This is a genomic window from Streptomyces sp. SID9727, assembly GCF_010550605.1.
Taxonomy (GTDB): Bacteria; Actinomycetota; Actinomycetes; order Streptomycetales; family Streptomycetaceae; genus Streptomyces.
The window spans coordinates 1-17,410 of record NZ_JAAGNI010000186.1 but is presented as its reverse complement, the minus strand read 5'-3'; the positions used below and the strand labels follow the sequence as shown (position 1 = coordinate 17,410).

Genomic DNA, 17,410 nt, shown 5'->3' with positions numbered 1-17,410 from the left:
CGCGGCCGCGCGCCGGGCCCGGGCGGAGGCGGAGGAGGCCGCGCGGCACGGCCAGGAGGACGCGGAGGCCCGGGCGGCCGAGCTGATCGCGCGGGCGCGGGTGCGTGAGGAGCGGGTGGTGCGGGAGACCGAGCGTGTCCTGCGGGTGCACGAGGAGGGCCGCGAGGAGGTCCAGGCCCACATGGCCCACGTGCGCAGTTCGCTCGCGGCGCTGACGGGGCGGGTCTCCCCGGCGGCGGGGCCGGAAGCGGAGCCGGAGCCCGCGCGGGAGCGGGCCCGGGGCTGACGGCTTCTCAGGGGCGGGGCCAGGGACGGCGCGAGAGCTGTTCGATGCCGCTGTTGAAGCGTTTGAGGTAGCCGGCGAAGGCCGCGATGTCCTCGTCGGGCCAGTCGTGCATGACCTGGTCCAGGGAGCGCACGACGCGTTCGCGCTCCGCGTCCAGGAGCCGCGCGCCCTCGTCCGTGATGCGGAACTTGCGGGCCATGCCGCCGTCGGGGTCCGGGATGCGCGCGGCGAGTCCGGCGCGGGTCACGGCGGCGGTCTGGCGGTTGAGGGTGGAGGCGTCGAGGCCGAAGGCGTCGCTGAGTTCGCCGTTGGACATGGGGCCCTGGACGCGCAGCCGGCTCAGCAGGATGTACGCGCTCCGGTCCAGGAGGGCGTACTTGTGGCGTCCGCCGCGGTGGTCGGCGAGGCTGTGGCGGCCGAGCAGCATCTGCTCGTACTCCACCTCTTCCGTGGGCCTGGGCATGGGAACGGCCTCCTGCTTCTGCTGCTTGTGGGCGGCGGCTCATTCTCGCATGGAATGTGTACGTGGCACATAATGTGTATGACACATTGAGCATGTACGATGCATGCTGCTGTCCCGGAAGGCGGGACCACGCCCCAAGGAGTCCCCCTCATGGATGCCCCCCAGCCGTCGGCGAGGACAGGCGCCGTCGTCGCCACCCTGGCCTTCGCCGGCACCGTGGCAGCGGTCATGCAGACCCTGGTCACACCGCTCATCGCGGAACTGCCCAAGATCCTCGACACCTCGTCGTCCAACGCGGCCTGGGTCATCACCGTGACCCTCCTGGTCTCCGCGGTGTGCGTGCCGGTCTCCGGCCGCCTCGGCGACCTGCTGGGCAAGCGGCGGATGCTGCTCGCCTGCTCGGTGCCGCTGATCGCCGGCTCGGTGGTCTGCGCGCTCTCGTCCTCCGTCGTGCCGATGATCGTCGGTCGCGGCCTCCAGGGCATGGGCATGGGCATGGTCCCGCTCGGGATCGCCCTGCTGCGCGACGTGGTGCCGCCGGAGAAGATGAGCTCGTCCATCGCGCTGGTCAGCGCCTCGCTCGGCATCGGCGGCGCGCTCGGCCTGCCGATCGCCTCGGCGGTCGCCCAGTACGCCAGCTGGCGCGTGCTGTTCTGGGGCTCGGCCGTGCTGGCCGCCGTGATCTGCGCGCTGATCTGGTTCCTGATCCCGGACGTCCCGGCGGGTGCCAAGGGGCAGCGCTTCGACGTGCCCGGCGCGCTCGGCCTCGCGGCCGGCCTGGTCTGCCTGCTCCTCGCCGTCTCCAAGGGCGCCGACTGGGGCTGGGCCTCCACCACGACCATCGGCCTGTTCGCCGCCGCCGTCGTGATCCTCCTCGCCTGGGGCTTCTGGGAGCTGCGCACCACGGACCCGCTGGTGGACCTGCGCACCACGGCCCGCCCCCGGGTGCTCATCACCAACATCGCGTCGCTCTTCGTCGGCTTCGGCATGTACGCGGGCATGCTGATCGCGCCGCAGCTGCTCCAGTTCCCCGAGGCCACCGGCTACGGGCTCGGCCAGACGATGCTCCAGGCCGGCCTGTGGATGGCCCCCGGCGGCATCATGATGATGGTCGTCTCCCCGTTCGGCGGGAAGCTCACCGACGCCCGCGGCCCGAAGTTCACCCTGATCTCCGGCGTCCTCGTCATCGCCGCCGCCTACGGCCTGGGCATCCTGCTGATGGGCTCCGCCTGGGGCCTGATGCTGTTCCTCATGGTCAGCAGCAGCGGCGTCGGCCTCGCGTACGGGGCGATGCCCGCCCTCATCATGAGCGCGGTCCCGGCCTCCGAGACCGCCGCCGCGAACGGCTTCAACACCCTCATGCGCGCCCTCGGCACCTCGGTCGGCGCCGCCGTGATCGGCGCGGTCCTCGCCCAGATGACCACCGAGACGGCCGGCTACACCTTCACCTCGGAGTCCGGCTTCCGCATGGGCCTGGTCCTCGGCTGCGGCGTCGCCCTGATCGCGGTCGCGATCTCCGCCTTCATCCCGGCGGTACGCGGCTCCGCCACGGCCTCCGGCACGGCGGACACCCCGGCCGCCCCGGAGGCGGCGGTGACCAAGGGCTGACCCGCCACGCACCCCGGACCGCCCGGCCCGGCACCCCCGCACGGGGCGCCGGGCCGGGCGGTCCGCGTCGTCCGGAGCCTCACGCCCCCAGGCCGTGCCGGGCCGCCCACGCGCTGATCGCCGAGGCCAGCTCCTTCGGACGGTCCTCCGGGGAGTGGTGGCCGGCCGGTCCGTGCCGGGAGACCTCCAGGCCCGCGATGTTCGCCTCGCACCAGGCCACGGCCGTCGCGTCGGTCATGGCGCCGGGGCCGGGCTCGAACGCGGCCAGGAGCTTGGGCACGTCCGGGCTCGCGGCCAGCCAGGCGTCGTAGCGCTCGATGCGGGCCACGACGTCGGCGGGCTCACCGTCCAGCGGCATCATGCGCGTCCACGCCAGGACCGGGCGGCGGCTGTCCGGGGTCGGGAAGGGGCGGCGGTAGACGCCGAGGTCGGCGGGGTCGAGCGGGGTGGCGAGCGTCCCCGGCAGCCCCTCGACGAACGCGCCCTGTTCCAGGACCATGCTCTCGCCCACCCCCGGCGTCCGCAGCAGCGCGAACAGCTCGCGCCCGGCGGCCGGGAACTCGTCACCGTACAGCGGTTTGACGATGGTCTCCGTGAAGGCGAGCGCGCGGACGGCCCCCGGCAGGCGCGCGGCCCGGTCGAAGGCGAGCGCGCCGCCCCAGTCGTGACCGATCAGCACCGCCTCGGCGAGGCCGAGCGCGTCGAACCAGGCGTCCAGGTGCCGGGCGTGGTCCTCGAAGGAGTAGGCGAGTGCGGGTTTGCCGGAGTCGCCCATGCCGATGAGGTCGGGTGCCAGCAGCCGGCGGCCGGGCGCGGCCACCCCCGGCAGGACGTTGCGCCAGAGGTGGGAGGAGGTGGGGTTGCCGTGCAGGAAGACGAACGGCAGCCCGTGGGGGTCGCCGGACTCGCGGTAGTGAACGGTGGTGCCGAGAACGGGAACGGTAGGCATGATGAAGCGTCACAGCTTTCTCGTCGCAGGGGACTTCACAGGTCGAGGCTCAGGACCCGGTCGACCGTGATCTCGATGACGGCCAGGTCCGGCGGGGCGGGCGGCGCGGAGCCGTACCGGGCGGTGTAGCGGCGTACCGCCTCCTCCAGGCGTACGGGTCCGGCGTCGACCGACGCCCGGCCTTCGAGGGTGATCCAGCGGAAGCCGTCCGCCTGGCAGAGCGCCACCCGGGCGGCCGGGCCGCCCGCCGACACGTTGCGCGCCTTGCGGGCGGCGGCCCGGGTGGTCACCCGGGCGAGGCCGGTGGCCGCGTCGAAGGTGAAGCGGACGGGGGCGACGTGCGGGGTGCCGTCGGGGCGCAGCGTGGTGAGCGTGGCGGTGCGGGGGAGGGCGAGGAACTCGCGGGCGGTGCGGGTCAGCGTGATGCGCATGGTGGGGGCGATTCCTTCGTGCGGCGGCGGGATTCCCTTGACTGTGCGGACCGCGCCGCGCACGCTCAACGCTGATGAATAACGCCGTGGCCGCCCCCGCCCGGCCCCGGGGCCGCCCCCGGGGCAATCCGCCGACCCGTGAATCGCTCGTGGCGGCGGCGCGTGAGCTGTTCCTGGAACGCGGCTACCGGGCCACCACGCTGCGCGCCGTGGCCGGTGCGGCCGGGGTGGACCCCGCCCTGATCTCGTATCACTTCGGCTCGAAGAAGGGCCTGTTCGCGGACGTGATGCAGTTCCAGTGCGCGAGTGCGCTGTCCGTGGACGAGGTGCTGGGCGGTGACCCGGCCACCCTGCCCGGACGGCTGATCGACGCGGTGACCGGCCTGTGGGAGGACGCCGACTTCCGGCGCCTCTCGACCCGGGGCGAGACCGCTGCCGAGGTCGTCCGCGAATACCTGGAACAGGAGCTGCTCAAGCCGCTCGTTGAATTTCTCGGCGGCCCGGACGCGACCGCCCGCGCCACCGCCGTGGTGACCGTGCTCGGCGGAATCATCTACACCCGCTATCTGAATCCCCTCCCCACCCCGGCCGCCCTCACCCCGGCCGAGACCCGCGCCGCCCTCACCCCGGCCGTACGCGCGGCACTCGCCCCCCGGCGCAGGTAGCGCCTCGGCTCCACCCCGAGGCGTGGGCCCCTGGGTGCAGTCCCTGAGACCGGGGTCAACCCGGGGGCCCAGCCCCCTAGGGGGAGCTCCTTACAGCGGGCCAGGGGCCGTTCCTCCCGGTGGAGGACGTGCGGGGGCGGGGCCTCTCCGTAGCGTGGTTGTCGTACCGCAGACGTGACGCACACGCACCGCCGACGCACCGCCGAAGGGCGAACCGCAGGGGACGGGGTGGGGAAAACCCCACCGGAAGACTGCGCTGGGCACCAGCGCGCCGGACCCCCTCCGCACAGCAGACTTCACAGCAGACGGCGACAACTCGTCGCTGACCGACATAGGAGAAAAACCGTGACAACGGCTGTAACCATTCCCAGGCACGGGGGCACTGGAGGGCGTACGGCCGTGGCTGCGCGGGCGCGGCAGGTCGTCAAGGCGTACGGGTCCGGGGAGACCCGGGTCGTCGCGCTCGACCACGTCGACGTGGACATCGCCCGCGGGCAGTTCACCGCGATCATGGGCCCGTCCGGCTCCGGCAAGTCGACGCTGATGCACTGCCTGGCCGGCCTGGACACCGTGACGTCCGGCCAGATCCATGTCGCCGACACCGAGATCACCGGGCTCAAGGACAAGAAGCTCACCCAGCTCCGGCGCGACCGCATCGGGTTCATCTTCCAGGCGTTCAACCTGCTGCCGACGCTGAACGCGCTGGAGAACATCACGCTGCCGATGGACATCGCCGGCCGCAAGCCCGACCCCGCCTGGCTGGACCAGGTCGTGGAGACCGTCGGCCTGGCCGGCCGCCTCAAGCACCGGCCGACCCAGCTCTCCGGCGGCCAGCAGCAGCGCGTCGCGGTGGCGCGGGCCCTCGCCGCCAAGCCGGAGATCATCTTCGGCGACGAGCCGACCGGGAACCTGGACTCCCGGGCCGGCGCCGAGGTCCTGAGCTTCCTGCGCAGGTCCGTGGACGAGCTGGGCCAGACCATCGTCATGGTCACCCACGACCCGGTCGCCGCCTCCTACGCGGACCGGGTGCTCTACCTCGCCGACGGGCGCATCGTGGACGAGATGCACAACCCCACCGCCGACCAGGTGCTGGACCGCATGAAGGACTTCGACGCGCGCGGGCGGACGTCATGACCGTCTGGAAGACCTCGATGCGCAACTTCCTCGCGCACAAGGGACGCATGGCGCTCTCCGCCGTCGCCGTCCTGCTCTCGGTGGCGTTCGTCTGCGGCACGCTCGTCTTCACCGACACCATGAACACCACGTTCGACAAGCTCTTCGCCGCCACCTCCGCCGATGTCACCGTCAGCCCCAAGAAGGCCAAGGTGGACGACATACCGGAGAACGGGAAGCCCGAGTCGCTGCCCGCCTCCCTCCTCGCGAAGGCCGGCAAGGCCGACGGGGTGGAGAAGGCCGAGGGCGGCGTCTCCAGCTCCTCCGTCACCGTGGTCGACGGCCGCAACGAGAACATGGGCTCCGCGACCGGCGCCCCGACCATCGCCGCCAACTGGACGCGGAACGACCTGCGGTCCATGGAGATCACCTCCGGCCACGCCCCGCGCGGCCCGACCGAGATCATGGTCGACGCCGACACCGCCGAGAAGCACCACCTGAAGATCGGTGACGAGCTGCGCACCATCACGGCCACCGGCGACCTCAAGGCAGAGATCTCCGGCATCGTCGCCTTCAAGGTGACCAACCCGGGCGCGGCCATCGTCTACCTGGACACCGCCACCGCCCAGCGCGCCCTGCTCGGCGCTCCCGACCGCTTCTCGCACCTCTCCATCACCGCCGCACCCGGCGTCAGCGACACCCGGTTGAAGCAGAACGTGGCGCGGGCGCTCGACGGCACCGGCGCGTACAAGCTCCAGACGCAGGCGGAGGCCGCCGCCGAGAGCAAGGACTCCATGGGGTCGTTCCTCGACGTCATGAAGTACGCGATGCTCGGCTTCGCCGGGATCGCCTTCCTCGTCGGCATCTTCCTCATCGTCAACACGTTCTCGATGCTGGTCGCCCAGCGCACCCGTGAGATCGGCCTGATGCGGGCCATCGGCTCCAGCCGCGAGCAGGTCAACCGCTCGGTGCTGCTGGAGGCGGTGCTCCTCGGCGTCTTCGGCTCCGTCCTCGGTGTCGGCGCCGGCGTCGGGCTCGCCGTCGGGTTGATGAAGGTCATGGGCGCCGTCGGCATGGAGCTGTCCACCGAGGACCTGACCATCGCCTGGACGACCCCGGTCGTCGGGCTCGCGCTCGGCGTCATCGTCACCGTCCTCGCCGCCTACGTCCCGGCCCGCCGGGCCGGCAAGGTCTCCCCGATGGCCGCCCTGCGCGACGCCGGCACCCCGGCGGACGCCAGGTCGGGCTGGGTCCGGGCCGGACTCGGCCTGGTCGTGACCGGTGCCGGCGCCGCCGCCCTCTGGTCCACCACACGGGTGGACGCCGCGAGCGACGGCTCCGCCTTCCTCGGCCTGGGCGTCCTGCTCACCCTCGTCGGCTTCGTCGTGATCGGCCCGCTGCTCGCCGGCGTCGTCGTACGGGCGCTGAGCGCCGTACTGCTCCGGTTCTTCGGACCGGTCGGCCGGCTCGCCGAGCGCAACGCCCTGCGCAACCCGCGCCGCACCGGCGCCACCGGCGCCGCCCTCATGATCGGCCTCGCCCTGGTCGCCTGCCTGTCCGTGGTCGGCTCCTCCATGGTCGCCTCGGCCACCGACGAACTCGACAAGTCGGTCGGCGCGGACTTCATCGTGCAGTCCGGCAGCGCGGACGGCCGGCCGCTGAACCGCCAGGCGTCCGAGGCGGTCGACGGCACACCCGGCATCGACCACGTCACCCACATCAAGGACGTGCGGGCCGAACTGACCCTCCCCGGCGGCGGCAAGGAGAAGAAGAGCCTCGTCGCCTCCGAACCCACGTACGCACAGGACCTGAGCCGCAAGCCGCTCTCGGGACGGCTCTCCGACGCGTACGGCATGAACGCCATGTCCGTCGGCTCCAAGTTCGCCGAGCGCACGGGCACCAAGGTCGGCGACACGCTGACCGTCGCGTTCGAGCACGGCAGGACGGCGCGGCTGAAGGTCGCCGCCGTCACTTCCGACGACACCGCGCTCGACTCGGAGGCCATGTACGTCAACATCGCGACCGTCACCCGCTACCTCCCGGCCGACTCCGTGCCGCTCGACACGATGATGTTCGCGAAGGCGGCGGACGGGAAGCAGGACGAGGCGTACGCGGCTCTCAAGAAGGCCGTGGCCTCGGACCCGACGGTCAAGGTGCTCGACCAGACCGACTTCAAGCAGGCGCTGAAGGACCAGATCGGACAACTCCTGAAGATCGTCTACGGGCTGCTCGCCCTGGCCATCATCGTGGCGGTGCTCGGTGTGGTGAACACCCTCGCGCTGTCGGTCGTGGAGCGCACCCGGGAGATCGGCCTCATCCGCGCCATCGGCCTCTCCCGCAGGCAGCTGCGCCGGATGATCCGCCTGGAGTCCGTCGTCATCGCGGTCTTCGGCGCCCTGCTCGGACTCGGCCTCGGCATGGGCTGGGGCGTGGCGGCCCACAAGCTCCTCTCGCTGGAGGGCATGAGGATCCTCGACATTCCGTGGCCGACCATCCTGGCCGTCTTCGTCGGCTCGGCCTTCGTCGGACTCTTCGCCGCCCTGGTCCCGGCTTTCCGGGCCGGCCGGATGAACGTCCTGAACGCCATCGCGACCGACGGCTGAGACCGTCCGGAAAGAAAGGGACAGCAGCGGCGGCCCGTTCCGGCGGGCCGCCGCTGCTGCGTCGTCGGACGGAAACTCCGGGCGTCAGCGGAAGGAGCGCACCGTGTTGTAGTACTTGGTGGCCGTCTTGTTGCAGGCCGCCTTCAGCTTCTTGCGCTGGGCCTTGGTGTAGGGATCGGCCCAGAACCACCGTCCGCACTGGCGATTCATGTCGTGCAGGAACGCCTTGTCGACACGGGCCTTGTAGGACGCCCGGAACTTCGTCGCCCCGACGGTCTTCTTGTAATTCCGGTAACCGAAATCATGACGCCAGCAGGGAAATTCGAAGTCGTAGCCGCCGGGAAGCCTGTCCGGCGCCCAGGAGCAGCCGTCGGTCTTCCAGACGAATCCGTACTTCTTGATGGAGGCCGATGTGCGGGAACCGAGTGCGGAGAACCAGCGGTTCTGCGAGGCGGCCGAATCCCCGGTGATGGAGGCCATCTTCGCCAGCTTCTGCGACTTCGTCGGCTTCGCCGCAGCGCCGGCCGGCTCTGCGGTGACGAGGGCGGGGACGGCTGCCCCGACGGTGAGCGCGCCCGCCAGGGCGGCTGCGGAAAACGAACGACGCAAGGTGGTCAAGGTTGCGTTTCCTTCCGGTGTGTTTTCGGCGGCAACCATGGCACGCGAAAATAGGGCGGGCAAGCCCTTTCGGGCTGCCGTGGCCCCCCGGTGGAAACGGATGAATTAATTCCGCGGCGTCGACCAGGTCCTTTCCGTGAGCGGGCTCCGAATATGCCGGTCTCGGCATGCCCGGGGGTGTCCGTTCCGCGCCGCTCCGGAACGGCCCGCGGTTTGCCACCGCATCGAAAGCTCAGATGTTCCTCAAGGGAAACGCGGGCGCGGTCACCGGCTGGCTAGGCTCCCGATCGCCGCACTCCGCGAGGGGTGCCGCGGGGGTGGACGAAAGGGGCGGGGGTGAGTGGCGACGGTGGGTGGCGGCCGGAGTTCCTTACGGCCGGAGGACCATTTCGGTCGTGCGGTACGCGACCGGCGGCGCGCGGCCGGAATGACTCAGTCGAGGCTCGCGGAACTCGCGGGAATGTCCCAGGCCGCGATATCCCGGCTGGAACACGGGAAATGCATGCCGACCTTCTATCTGCTGGAGAAAATCGCCGAGGCGCTGAACTCCGTGCTCGTCGTCGCGATCGGCCCCGGCCGCCGGGTCGCCGTCGAATTCCGGAACGGTCCGGAACGCGCCGGGGCGGCCGGGTGACGTCCGGGAACGCACGGCCGCCCGGCCGGTGGCGGGTCCCGCCCCGTCGGCGGGGCGGACGTCGGCCCCGGGTCGTACGCTGGAACCCCCGGCTCGTACCACGTGTCGGGCCCTTCGCGTTGCCCCCGGGGCAGCGCGCCCTGGCGGCAGCCGGCCGTCAGAGGCCCTTCTCCTCACCCGGACGGAAGCCCCTTCATGAGCCTGAACGGTCTGCTGGATGTCGTCGTACGTGATCCGGCGCTCGACGAAGCGGTGAAGGCCGCCGGTGACGGCCACCGGATGCACATCGACCTGGTGGGCCCGCCCGCCGCGCGGCCCTTCGCCGTCGCCGCGCTGGCCCGGGACGCCGGGCGGACGGTCCTCGCGGTCACCGCGACCGGCCGGGAGGCGGAGGACCTGGCGTCCGCGCTGCGCACCATGCTGCCGCCGGACACGATCGCGGAGTTCCCGTCCTGGGAGACCCTGCCGCACGAGCGCCTGTCGCCCCGCTCCGACACCGTGGGCCGCCGGCTCGCCGTGCTGCGGCGCCTCGCGCACCCGCGCGCCGACGACCCGGAGACCGGGCCGGTCTCGGTCGTCGTCGCACCGATCCGGTCCGTGCTCCAGCCGCAGGTCAAGGGGCTCGCGGACCTGGAGCCCGTCGCGCTGCGCACCGGGCAGAGCGCCGACCTCGGCGAGACCGTGGAGGCGCTGGCGGCAGCCGCGTACGCCCGGGTGGAACTGGTCGAGAAGCGCGGCGAGTTCGCGGTGCGCGGCGGCATCCTGGACGTGTTCCCGCCCACCGAGGAGCACCCGCTCCGGGTGGAGTTCTGGGGCGACGACGTCGAGGAGATCCGTTACTTCAAGATCGCGGACCAGCGGTCCCTGGAGGTCGCCGAGCACGGCCTGTGGGCGCCGCCCTGCCGGGAGCTCCTGCTGACGGACGAGGTGCGGGAGCGGGCCGCCGCGCTCGCCGAGGCCCATCCGGAGCTGGGCGAGCTGCTCAACAAGATCGCCGAGGGCATCGCGGTGGAGGGCATGGAGTCCCTGGCGCCGGTCCTCGTGGACGACATGGAGCTGCTGCTCGACGTGCTGCCCAAGGGGGCGATGGCGGTCGTCTGCGACCCCGAGCGGGTCCGGACCCGGGCCGCGGACCTGGTCGCGACCAGTCAGGAGTTCCTCCAGGCGTCCTGGGCGGCGTCGGCGGGCGGCGGCGAGGCCCCGATCGACGTCGGCGCGGCCTCGCTGCGGGGCATCGCGGACGTCCGCGAGCGGGCCCGTGAGCTGGACATGATGTGGTGGTCGATCTCCCCGTTCGCCGCCGACGCGGAGCTGGACGACGACACGCTGGCGCTCGGGATGCAGGCCCCGGAGACGTACCGGGGGGACACCGCGCGGGCGTTCGCCGACACCAAGGGCCGGCTGGCCGACGGCTGGCGCACGGTGTACGTCACGGAGGGCCAGGGGCTCGCCTCGCGTACGGTCGAGATGCTGGGCGGCGAGGGGATCGCGGCCCGGCTCGACCCGGACCTGGACGAGATCACCCCGTCCGTGGTGCACGTCTCGTGCGGGGCCATCGACCACGGCTTCGTCCACCCCGGCCTGAAGCTCGCGGTGCTCACGGAGACCGACCTCACCGGGCAGCGCACCGCCACCAAGGACCTGGGCCGGATGCCGGTCCGGCGGCGCAAGACGATCGACCCGCTGACGCTGGAGACCGGCGACTACATCGTGCACGAGCAGCACGGTGTGGGCCGCTACATCGAGATGGTGCAGCGCACGGTGCAGGGGGCGACGCGCGAGTACCTGCTCGTCGAGTACGCCCCGGCCAAGCGCGGGCAGCCCGGCGACCGGCTGTACATCCCGACCGACCAGCTGGAGCAGGTCACCAAGTACGTCGGCGGCGAGGCCCCGACCCTGCACCGGCTCGGCGGCGCCGACTGGACGAAGACGAAGGCGCGCGCCAAGAAGGCCGTCAAGGAGATCGCCGCCGACCTGATCAAGCTGTACTCGGCCCGGATGGCGGCCCCCGGCCACACCTTCGGCCCGGACACCCCCTGGCAGCGCGAGCTGGAGGACGCGTTCCCGTACGCGGAGACGCCCGACCAGCTGACGACGATCGCCGAGGTCAAGGAGGACATGGAGAAGTCGGTCCCGATGGACCGGCTGATCTGCGGCGACGTGGGGTACGGCAAGACGGAGATCGCGGTCCGCGCCGCGTTCAAGGCGGTGCAGGACGGGAAGCAGGTCGCCGTCCTCGTCCCCACCACGCTGCTCGTGCAGCAGCACTACGGCACGTTCACCGAGCGCTATTCCCAGTTCCCCGTCAACGTACGCGCGCTGAGCCGCTTCCAGTCCGAGGCCGAGTCCAAGGCGACGCTCGCGGGGCTGAAGGACGGTGCCGTCGACCTGGTCATCGGCACCCACCGCCTGTTCTCCTCGGAGACGAAGTTCAAGGACCTCGGCCTCGTCATCGTGGACGAGGAGCAGCGGTTCGGCGTCGAGCACAAGGAGCAGCTGAAGAAGCTCCGCGCCAACGTGGACGTGCTCACCATGTCCGCGACACCCATCCCCCGTACGCTCGAAATGGCGGTCACCGGCATCCGAGAGATGTCGACCATCACCACCCCGCCCGAGGAGCGCCACCCGGTCCTGACCTTCGTCGGGCCGTACGAGGAGAAGCAGATCGGCGCCGCGATCCGGCGTGAACTGCTGCGCGAGGGCCAGGCGTTCTACATCCACAACCGGGTCGAGTCGATCGACCGGGCGGCGGCGCGGCTGCGCGAGATCGTGCCCGAGGCGCGGATCGCCACGGCGCACGGCCAGATGTCCGAACAGGCCCTGGAGCAGGTCGTGGTGGACTTCTGGGAGAAGAAGTTCGACGTGCTGGTCTCCACGACGATCGTGGAGTCGGGCATCGACATCTCCAACGCGAACACGCTGATCGTGGAGCGCGGCGACAACTTCGGCCTCTCCCAGCTGCACCAGCTGCGCGGCCGGGTCGGGCGTGGCCGCGACCGGGGTTACGCGTACTTCCTCTACCCGCCGGAGAAGCCGCTCACCGAGACCGCCCACGAGCGCCTGGCCACGATCGCCCAGCACACCGAGATGGGCGCGGGCATGTACGTGGCCATGAAGGACCTGGAGATCCGGGGCGCGGGCAACCTGCTCGGCGGCGAGCAGTCCGGCCACATCGCGGGCGTCGGCTTCGACCTGTACGTACGCATGGTCGGCGAGGCGGTCGCGGACTACCGGGCGTCCCTGGAGGGCGGTGTGGAGGAGGAGCCGCCGCTGGAGGTCAAGATCGAGCTTCCGGTCGACGCGCACGTCCCGCACGACTACGCCCCCGGCGAGCGGCTGCGCCTCCAGGCGTACCGCTCGATCGCCTCGGCGTCCTCGGAGGACGACATCAAGGCGGTCCGCGAGGAGCTGACCGACCGCTACGGCAAGCTCCCGGAGCCGGTCGAGAACCTGCTCCTGGTGGCGGGCCTGCGCATGCTGGCGCGCGCCTGCGGGGTCGGCGACATCGTGCTCCAGGGCCCGAACATCCGCTTCGCACCGGTGGAGCTGCGCGAGTCCCAGGAGCTCCGCCTGAAGCGGCTGTACCCGAAGACGGTCATCAAGCCGGCGGTCCACCAGATCCTGGTGCCGCGCCCGACGACGGGCAAGATCGGCGGCAAGCCGGTGGTGGGCCGCGAACTGCTGGCCTGGACGGGCGAGTTCCTCACGACGATCCTGGGGTCGTGAGCCCGGCCCCTCGAACGGGAGCGGGTGCGGCACGCCGAGGGCGTACCGCACCCGCTCCCGTTTCCCGTACAGAGGTCAGCCGATGGAGTTCAGCCGCATCGCGGCGGGGCCCCGCCCCGGGGTGTTGGTGCAGCGGCGGTCGCCCGACGGCTGTTCCAGCTGAAGGGTCAGGCAGGTGCCGAGGGCCTGCTGGCCGTAGCGGTTGGGGTGCAGCGACTCCTGCTTCTGGCCCTGACCGAGGCCGGAGGTCACGAAGCGGATCCACTCGCTGGTGTCACCGGAGGGGGAATGGGTGGCGTCGGCCTGCCGGGTACTGGTCGAGCACACCTCGCGGCCCTCGAACGACCGGGACAGGTCCAGGAACTCCGCGTCGCTCTGGTCGGCCGCGTCCGCCAGGACCGAGCTGATCTCGGGGACCAGCTCGTCGTGCGCCCAGGTGAGGTCCTTGTCGAAGAAGGGGCAGCCGCCGGACTTGAGCCGGTCGTACTTCTCGCCGGGGTAGCGGATGCGGCCGGCGTCCGGGAGCGGGGACGGGTAGGACTGGAGGATCAGCCGGTACGAGCCGGCCGGGTGGCCCGCCCGGTCGAGCGCGGTCCGCACGTCGGCGAGGGTGTTCACAGCCGCCTGCCGCACGCCGGGCAGGCGCTGGGCGACCTGTTCGGCCGCGTCCGGTGCGCACGGGTCGCCGCCGTAGGGCTTGACGAACTCGGTCGCGCAGTCGGTGATGATGTCGGAGAAGCCGAGGTCGTTGCCGCCGATCGACACGACGACCGCGCGCACGGCCCGGCCGGCCGCCACGTCCTCCAGCTCCCTGGCCTGCGAGCGCTCGCCCTTGAACGGCTCGCCGCCGCTCTCCGGGAGGAGCACCGCCTTCGAGGTCGCCCCGGAGCAGGCGAGGTTGAGCCGGCTGACGTCGAGCGTGACGGACTGGACCTCGGCCACGTCGGAGCGGTTGCAGCCGTTGTCGTAGGACGACCCGTACACCCAGTACGGGTCGCTCTTGCCGGTTGCCGGGTTCCAGGCCCGGTCGGTGCCGGAGTAACCGTCGGCGCTCCGGTTGCTGTTGCCGGCCCAGCGGCCCGCCTCGCCGGAGATGAAGCTGTCACCCACGGACACCAGCAACGGCGCCTCGGCGGGGGCGGCCGACGCGGTCCGGGAGGCGGAGGCGGAGGCGGGGAGTGCGCCCGAGACCGTGAGCACACAGACGGTGGCGGCTGCGGCGGCGAGGGCCTTGGAGCGTGTGGAGGGGGAAGTGATCATGCTGTGGTTGTCGGCAGCCGGGAGGGGGCGGGTGAAGTGCCGTCATCCGTTTGCAGCCGAATGGGCCAGCTCACGAAGTGAGTCACGGCCCAAGAGCGACAGAAGAGGTCAGGACCGATCACGCTCTTCGCGAAATGTGGGAGTCGACTCTCACGGCGAGGTCTTGAAGATCAGCCACACGGTCTTGCCGACGACGTGGTCATCGACTCCGAAGTCGTCGGCGAGTTCCCGGACGAGGTGCAAGCCGCGTCCGGAGCAGGCATCGTCGGCGGCTTGTCGGACGCGCGGCTGCCCCGGTCCGCTGTCGCGGACCTCCAGACGTACCAGGTCCTCGGCCCGGTGGAGGCCGACGCTGAACTCCCGGCCGGGCGGCACGCCGTGCAGCAACGCGTTGGTGGCGAGTTCCGACACGCACAGCCTTATGTCTTCGATCAAGGCGTGGAGCCGCCACTCGGTGAGGACGCCGGTGACGAAGTCGCGTGAGGCACCGACGGAGGTGCGCCTGCGGGTGAAGCGTCGTTGCTGCACCAGGAACACGGTGGTTCACCGCCTTGCTTGCGGGTTGTAACGTGGCGACGACTGTACTGCTATTCGCAAAAAGCAGCAAGGTAGCCTCCGGGTGGGAGTGCGACTGGGCCTCCCGTCCGGACATGAGGCACGCTGGGTGTCGTCGGTGGGAGCTACGGAGGAGAGAGACGTGGGCGGTCATGAATGGGTCAGCACGTCGACGCCCTATCTCGCCGCGTCCTCCGGCGCTCCGGGTGACACCTGGGCGGCCGAGGCCGCTGCCGAGGGGCGGCGGGGGAGTCAGCGCATCGTCCGCGCGGGCGAGGTGGAGGCCCCGGCAGCGGTCGCGGAGCTGTTCGGGGTGGAGCTTGGGGAGAGCGTTGTCGCCCGGCGCAGGATCATGTACCTCGACGACGTCCCTTGTGAGTTGACGGACACGTACTACCCGCTGGCCATCGCCGGCGGCACCGGTCTCGCCGGTACGGCCAAGATCCCCGGCGGGGCGGTCAGGCTCCTGGCGGAGCTGGGCCACATCGGCGTGCGCGTACGCGAAGAGGTGACCGCGCGGCGGGCGACCGGACCCGAGGCCGAGCGGCTGGGGCTGGCGGAGGGCGACCCGGTCCTCCAGCTCACCCGGCTCACTCTGGACGAGGCGGACCGGCCCATTCAGGTCGACATCATGGCCATGCCTCCGCAACGCCAGAGGCTGCGCTACGAGATCAGGATCGGATGACCGTGCCCAGACCAGAACCCGACGCCGCCGACCGCCGTTCGCTGCATGAGCGGATCGCGGCCGATCTCAGGGACCAGATCATGGGCGGGGACCTCGCGCCGGGCGCGCACCTGCCCTCGACGGCCCACCTCAAGCAGCGGTTCGACGCCTCGAACGCGACGATCCAGAAGGCGGTGCAGCTGCTCAAGGACGAGGAGCTGGTGGTCGGCAGGGCGGGCGCGTCGGTGACCGTGCGCGAGCATCGCCAGCGGACTGTCCGCCCGGCCGCGTCCATGGCTCCGGCGGGCGCCGGGGAGCCCTACCGCTGGCTGACCGAAGTGGCGAAGGGCGGCTCTCGGGCCCACAGCACGCTGCTCGAAGTGGCCGAGGTCCAGCCGCCGGCGGATGTCGCGGAGGCGCTGAGGCTTCCGGATGGCGCTCCGGCCCTGCTGCGGCGCCAGTTGCTCGCGATCGACGACGAACCAGCCGAACTCGTGGCCTCGTACTACCCGCTGGACATCGTCAGCGGTACGGCGATGACGGATCGCCGCAAGATTCCGGGCGGGACCCCGACGCTGCTCGCGGGCCTGGGGTACCCTCCACGGCTCAGCGTCGACCGTGTGTCCGCACGCGTGCCCACCCAGGAGCAGTACCAGGCGCTGCGCCTGCCAGGAGGGTTGCCGGTGCTGCGTACGCTGCGCGTCGTCTACAGCGACGGTGAGCGGCCCATCGAGGCGACGGTCATGGTGAAGGCCGGGCACTTGTACGAGGTGCAGTACGAGTTCGCGGCCGAGTAGGCCCTACCGGCCGGGCGCGTCCTCCGCGTTGAACAGCAGCCGGCCGACGAGGCGGAACACGTCCTCCGGGTCGCGGTCGCCCACCGCCTCGTCCAGGTTGCCGCTCAGGAGCAGCGTGGCGTAGCCGTGGGCGAGGGACCAGGCGGCCACGCCCGCGAGGCGGGGGTCGTCGGTGGGGGGCACGGTGGCGACGCCCGCGCGCAGTTCCGCTGTGGCGCGGTCCTTCGCGGCGAGCAGGTCCGGGTCGTCCGTGCGGTACAGGTCCGGCTGGAACATCACCTGGAAGTGCGCCGGGTGCGTCGCCGCGAACCGCACGTACGCCACGCCCCGCTCGCGGAGGTCCGGGGCGGCTGCCAGGGCGTCCGCGAACAGGGCGTAGCCCTCGGCGGCGATCGCGGTGAGCAGGCCCGTACGGTCCTTGAAGTGGTGGGCGGGCGCGGCGTGGGAGACGCCGGCCCGGCGGGCCAGGTCGCGCAGGCTGAGCGCGGCGGGGCCCTCGGTGCGGATGACGTCGAGGGCGGCGGTGAGGACGGCCCGCCGCAGGTCGCCGTGGTGGTAGGCGCGGTCGCTGGTCATGGACAGCAGGGTACGCGGGATCTAGTCGTTGACAAGTTCGCGGCCGGCGCGCACTCTGGGGATCTAGGCAGTGGCTAGATGGTGGCCGGTGCGTGGCGGAAGGTGTGGACATGTCCGATGAGCTGGGGCGCGTACGGCGGTTGTGGCACCTGCTGGAGCCCGTGCACGCCGTCCTGTACTACGCGCCGGAGGCGTTCGAGGAGGCCGCCGCGCTCGGGTACGCGGTCGACGAGCGGTGGCCGAGCTACTTCGCCTGGCGGGCGGCGCCGCTGGGCGAGGCGGGGGCGGACCGGGTCGCGGAGGCGTTCCACAGCTTCAGCCCGCGCATGGTCGGCGCGTACGTCCCGGCCGCCTGGTCGGTCGCCTCGCCGGACGCGGTGCTCGCGGCGCGCGGGCGGGCCGTGGACCGCGCGTACCGGGAGCTGCTGGGGGAGGCGGTCGCCGCGCCGGGGACGGCCGAGG

Annotated in this window: 15 protein-coding genes and 2 pseudogenes; 10 read left to right on the top strand and 7 right to left on the bottom strand. The window is 71.8% G+C overall.

Going from position 1 to position 17,410, the window contains the following annotated elements; all coding sequences use genetic code 11:
- Positions 1 to 286: pseudogene (locus G3I41_RS12815) on the top strand (cellulose-binding protein); the annotation flags it as partial.
- A 7-nt stretch (positions 287 to 293) separates the two neighbouring features.
- Here the strand turns inward: G3I41_RS12815 and G3I41_RS12810 are convergent.
- A complete protein-coding gene (locus tag G3I41_RS12810) occupies positions 294 to 749 on the bottom strand; it encodes a MarR family transcriptional regulator (RefSeq protein ID WP_164400338.1) in 456 nt (151 codons plus the stop codon).
- A 150-nt stretch (positions 750 to 899) separates the two neighbouring features.
- On the opposite strand from G3I41_RS12810, the gene G3I41_RS12805 reads away from it, so the two are divergent.
- Entirely contained in the window at positions 900 to 2,357 is a 1,458-nt protein-coding gene (locus G3I41_RS12805; RefSeq protein WP_164400337.1) for an MFS transporter, read from the top strand.
- A 79-nt stretch (positions 2,358 to 2,436) separates the two neighbouring features.
- Here the strand turns inward: G3I41_RS12805 and G3I41_RS12800 are convergent, their stop codons facing one another.
- Positions 2,437 to 3,306 carry a haloalkane dehalogenase gene (locus tag G3I41_RS12800; protein ID WP_164400336.1) on the bottom strand — a complete coding sequence of 290 codons (870 nt, stop codon included), beginning with the start codon at positions 3,304 to 3,306 and terminating at the stop codon, positions 2,437 to 2,439.
- A 35-nt stretch (positions 3,307 to 3,341) separates the two neighbouring features.
- Positions 3,342 to 3,737, bottom strand: a complete 396-nt coding sequence (locus G3I41_RS12795) for a pyridoxamine 5'-phosphate oxidase family protein (protein ID WP_164400335.1) — start codon at positions 3,735 to 3,737, stop codon at positions 3,342 to 3,344.
- 74 nt (positions 3,738 to 3,811) lie between these two features.
- Here G3I41_RS12795 and G3I41_RS12790 point away from each other — a divergent pair, with 74 nt between their 5' ends.
- From G3I41_RS12790 to G3I41_RS12780, 3 genes are all read left to right on the top strand, one after another.
- Positions 3,812 to 4,402, top strand: coding sequence for a TetR/AcrR family transcriptional regulator (locus G3I41_RS12790; RefSeq protein WP_164400334.1), 591 nt, complete (start codon positions 3,812 to 3,814; stop codon positions 4,400 to 4,402).
- A 345-nt stretch (positions 4,403 to 4,747) separates the two neighbouring features.
- Complete coding sequence (locus tag G3I41_RS12785; RefSeq protein WP_164400333.1) at positions 4,748 to 5,536, top strand: ABC transporter ATP-binding protein; 789 nt, start codon at positions 4,748 to 4,750, stop codon at positions 5,534 to 5,536.
- Positions 5,533 to 8,118, top strand: a complete 2,586-nt coding sequence (locus tag G3I41_RS12780; RefSeq protein ID WP_164400332.1) for an ABC transporter permease — start codon at positions 5,533 to 5,535, stop codon at positions 8,116 to 8,118. The genes G3I41_RS12785 and G3I41_RS12780 overlap by 4 nt, the downstream gene beginning before the upstream one ends.
- Before the next feature lie 84 nt (positions 8,119 to 8,202).
- On the opposite strand, the gene G3I41_RS12775 is transcribed toward G3I41_RS12780, so the two are convergent.
- Entirely contained in the window at positions 8,203 to 8,775 is a 573-nt protein-coding gene (locus G3I41_RS12775) for a phospholipase A2 (RefSeq protein ID WP_164400331.1), read from the bottom strand.
- 301 nt (positions 8,776 to 9,076) lie between these two features.
- Here G3I41_RS12775 and G3I41_RS37410 point away from each other — a divergent pair, with 301 nt between their 5' ends.
- A complete protein-coding gene (locus tag G3I41_RS37410; protein WP_343242109.1) occupies positions 9,077 to 9,370 on the top strand; it encodes a helix-turn-helix transcriptional regulator in 294 nt (97 codons plus the stop codon).
- 195 nt (positions 9,371 to 9,565) lie between these two features.
- The gene (gene mfd, locus G3I41_RS12765; protein WP_164400329.1) at positions 9,566 to 13,096 is read left to right on the top strand and encodes a transcription-repair coupling factor; all 3,531 of its coding nucleotides are present in this window, start codon (positions 9,566 to 9,568) and stop codon (positions 13,094 to 13,096) included.
- Between the two features lie 75 nt (positions 13,097 to 13,171).
- Here mfd and G3I41_RS12760 read toward each other — a convergent pair whose 3' ends face one another.
- Together G3I41_RS12760 and G3I41_RS12755 are read right to left on the bottom strand one after the other, a co-directional pair.
- Complete coding sequence (locus tag G3I41_RS12760) at positions 13,172 to 14,356, bottom strand: GDSL-type esterase/lipase family protein (protein ID WP_164400328.1); 1,185 nt, start codon at positions 14,354 to 14,356, stop codon at positions 13,172 to 13,174.
- Positions 14,357 to 14,506: 150 nt separating this feature from the next.
- Entirely contained in the window at positions 14,507 to 14,893 is a 387-nt protein-coding gene (locus G3I41_RS12755; protein ID WP_164400327.1) for an ATP-binding protein, read from the bottom strand.
- Between the two features lie 160 nt (positions 14,894 to 15,053).
- On the opposite strand from G3I41_RS12755, the gene G3I41_RS12750 reads away from it, so the two are divergent.
- Together G3I41_RS12750 and G3I41_RS12745 are read left to right on the top strand one after the other, a co-directional pair.
- Complete coding sequence (locus tag G3I41_RS12750; protein WP_164400326.1) at positions 15,054 to 15,596, top strand: UTRA domain-containing protein; 543 nt, start codon at positions 15,054 to 15,056, stop codon at positions 15,594 to 15,596.
- Positions 15,593 to 16,372: a GntR family transcriptional regulator gene (locus tag G3I41_RS12745; RefSeq protein ID WP_164400325.1), complete on the top strand. Its 780-nt coding sequence runs from the start codon at positions 15,593 to 15,595 to the stop codon at positions 16,370 to 16,372. The genes G3I41_RS12750 and G3I41_RS12745 overlap by 4 nt, the downstream gene beginning before the upstream one ends.
- 3 nt (positions 16,373 to 16,375) lie before the next feature.
- Here the strand turns inward: G3I41_RS12745 and G3I41_RS12740 are convergent, their stop codons facing one another.
- Positions 16,376 to 16,948, bottom strand: coding sequence for a TetR/AcrR family transcriptional regulator (locus G3I41_RS12740; protein WP_164400324.1), 573 nt, complete (start codon positions 16,946 to 16,948; stop codon positions 16,376 to 16,378).
- Between the two features lie 110 nt (positions 16,949 to 17,058).
- On the opposite strand from G3I41_RS12740, the pseudogene G3I41_RS12735 reads away from it, so the two are divergent.
- Positions 17,059 to 17,410 (top strand): annotated as a pseudogene (locus G3I41_RS12735) (hypothetical protein); the annotation flags it as partial.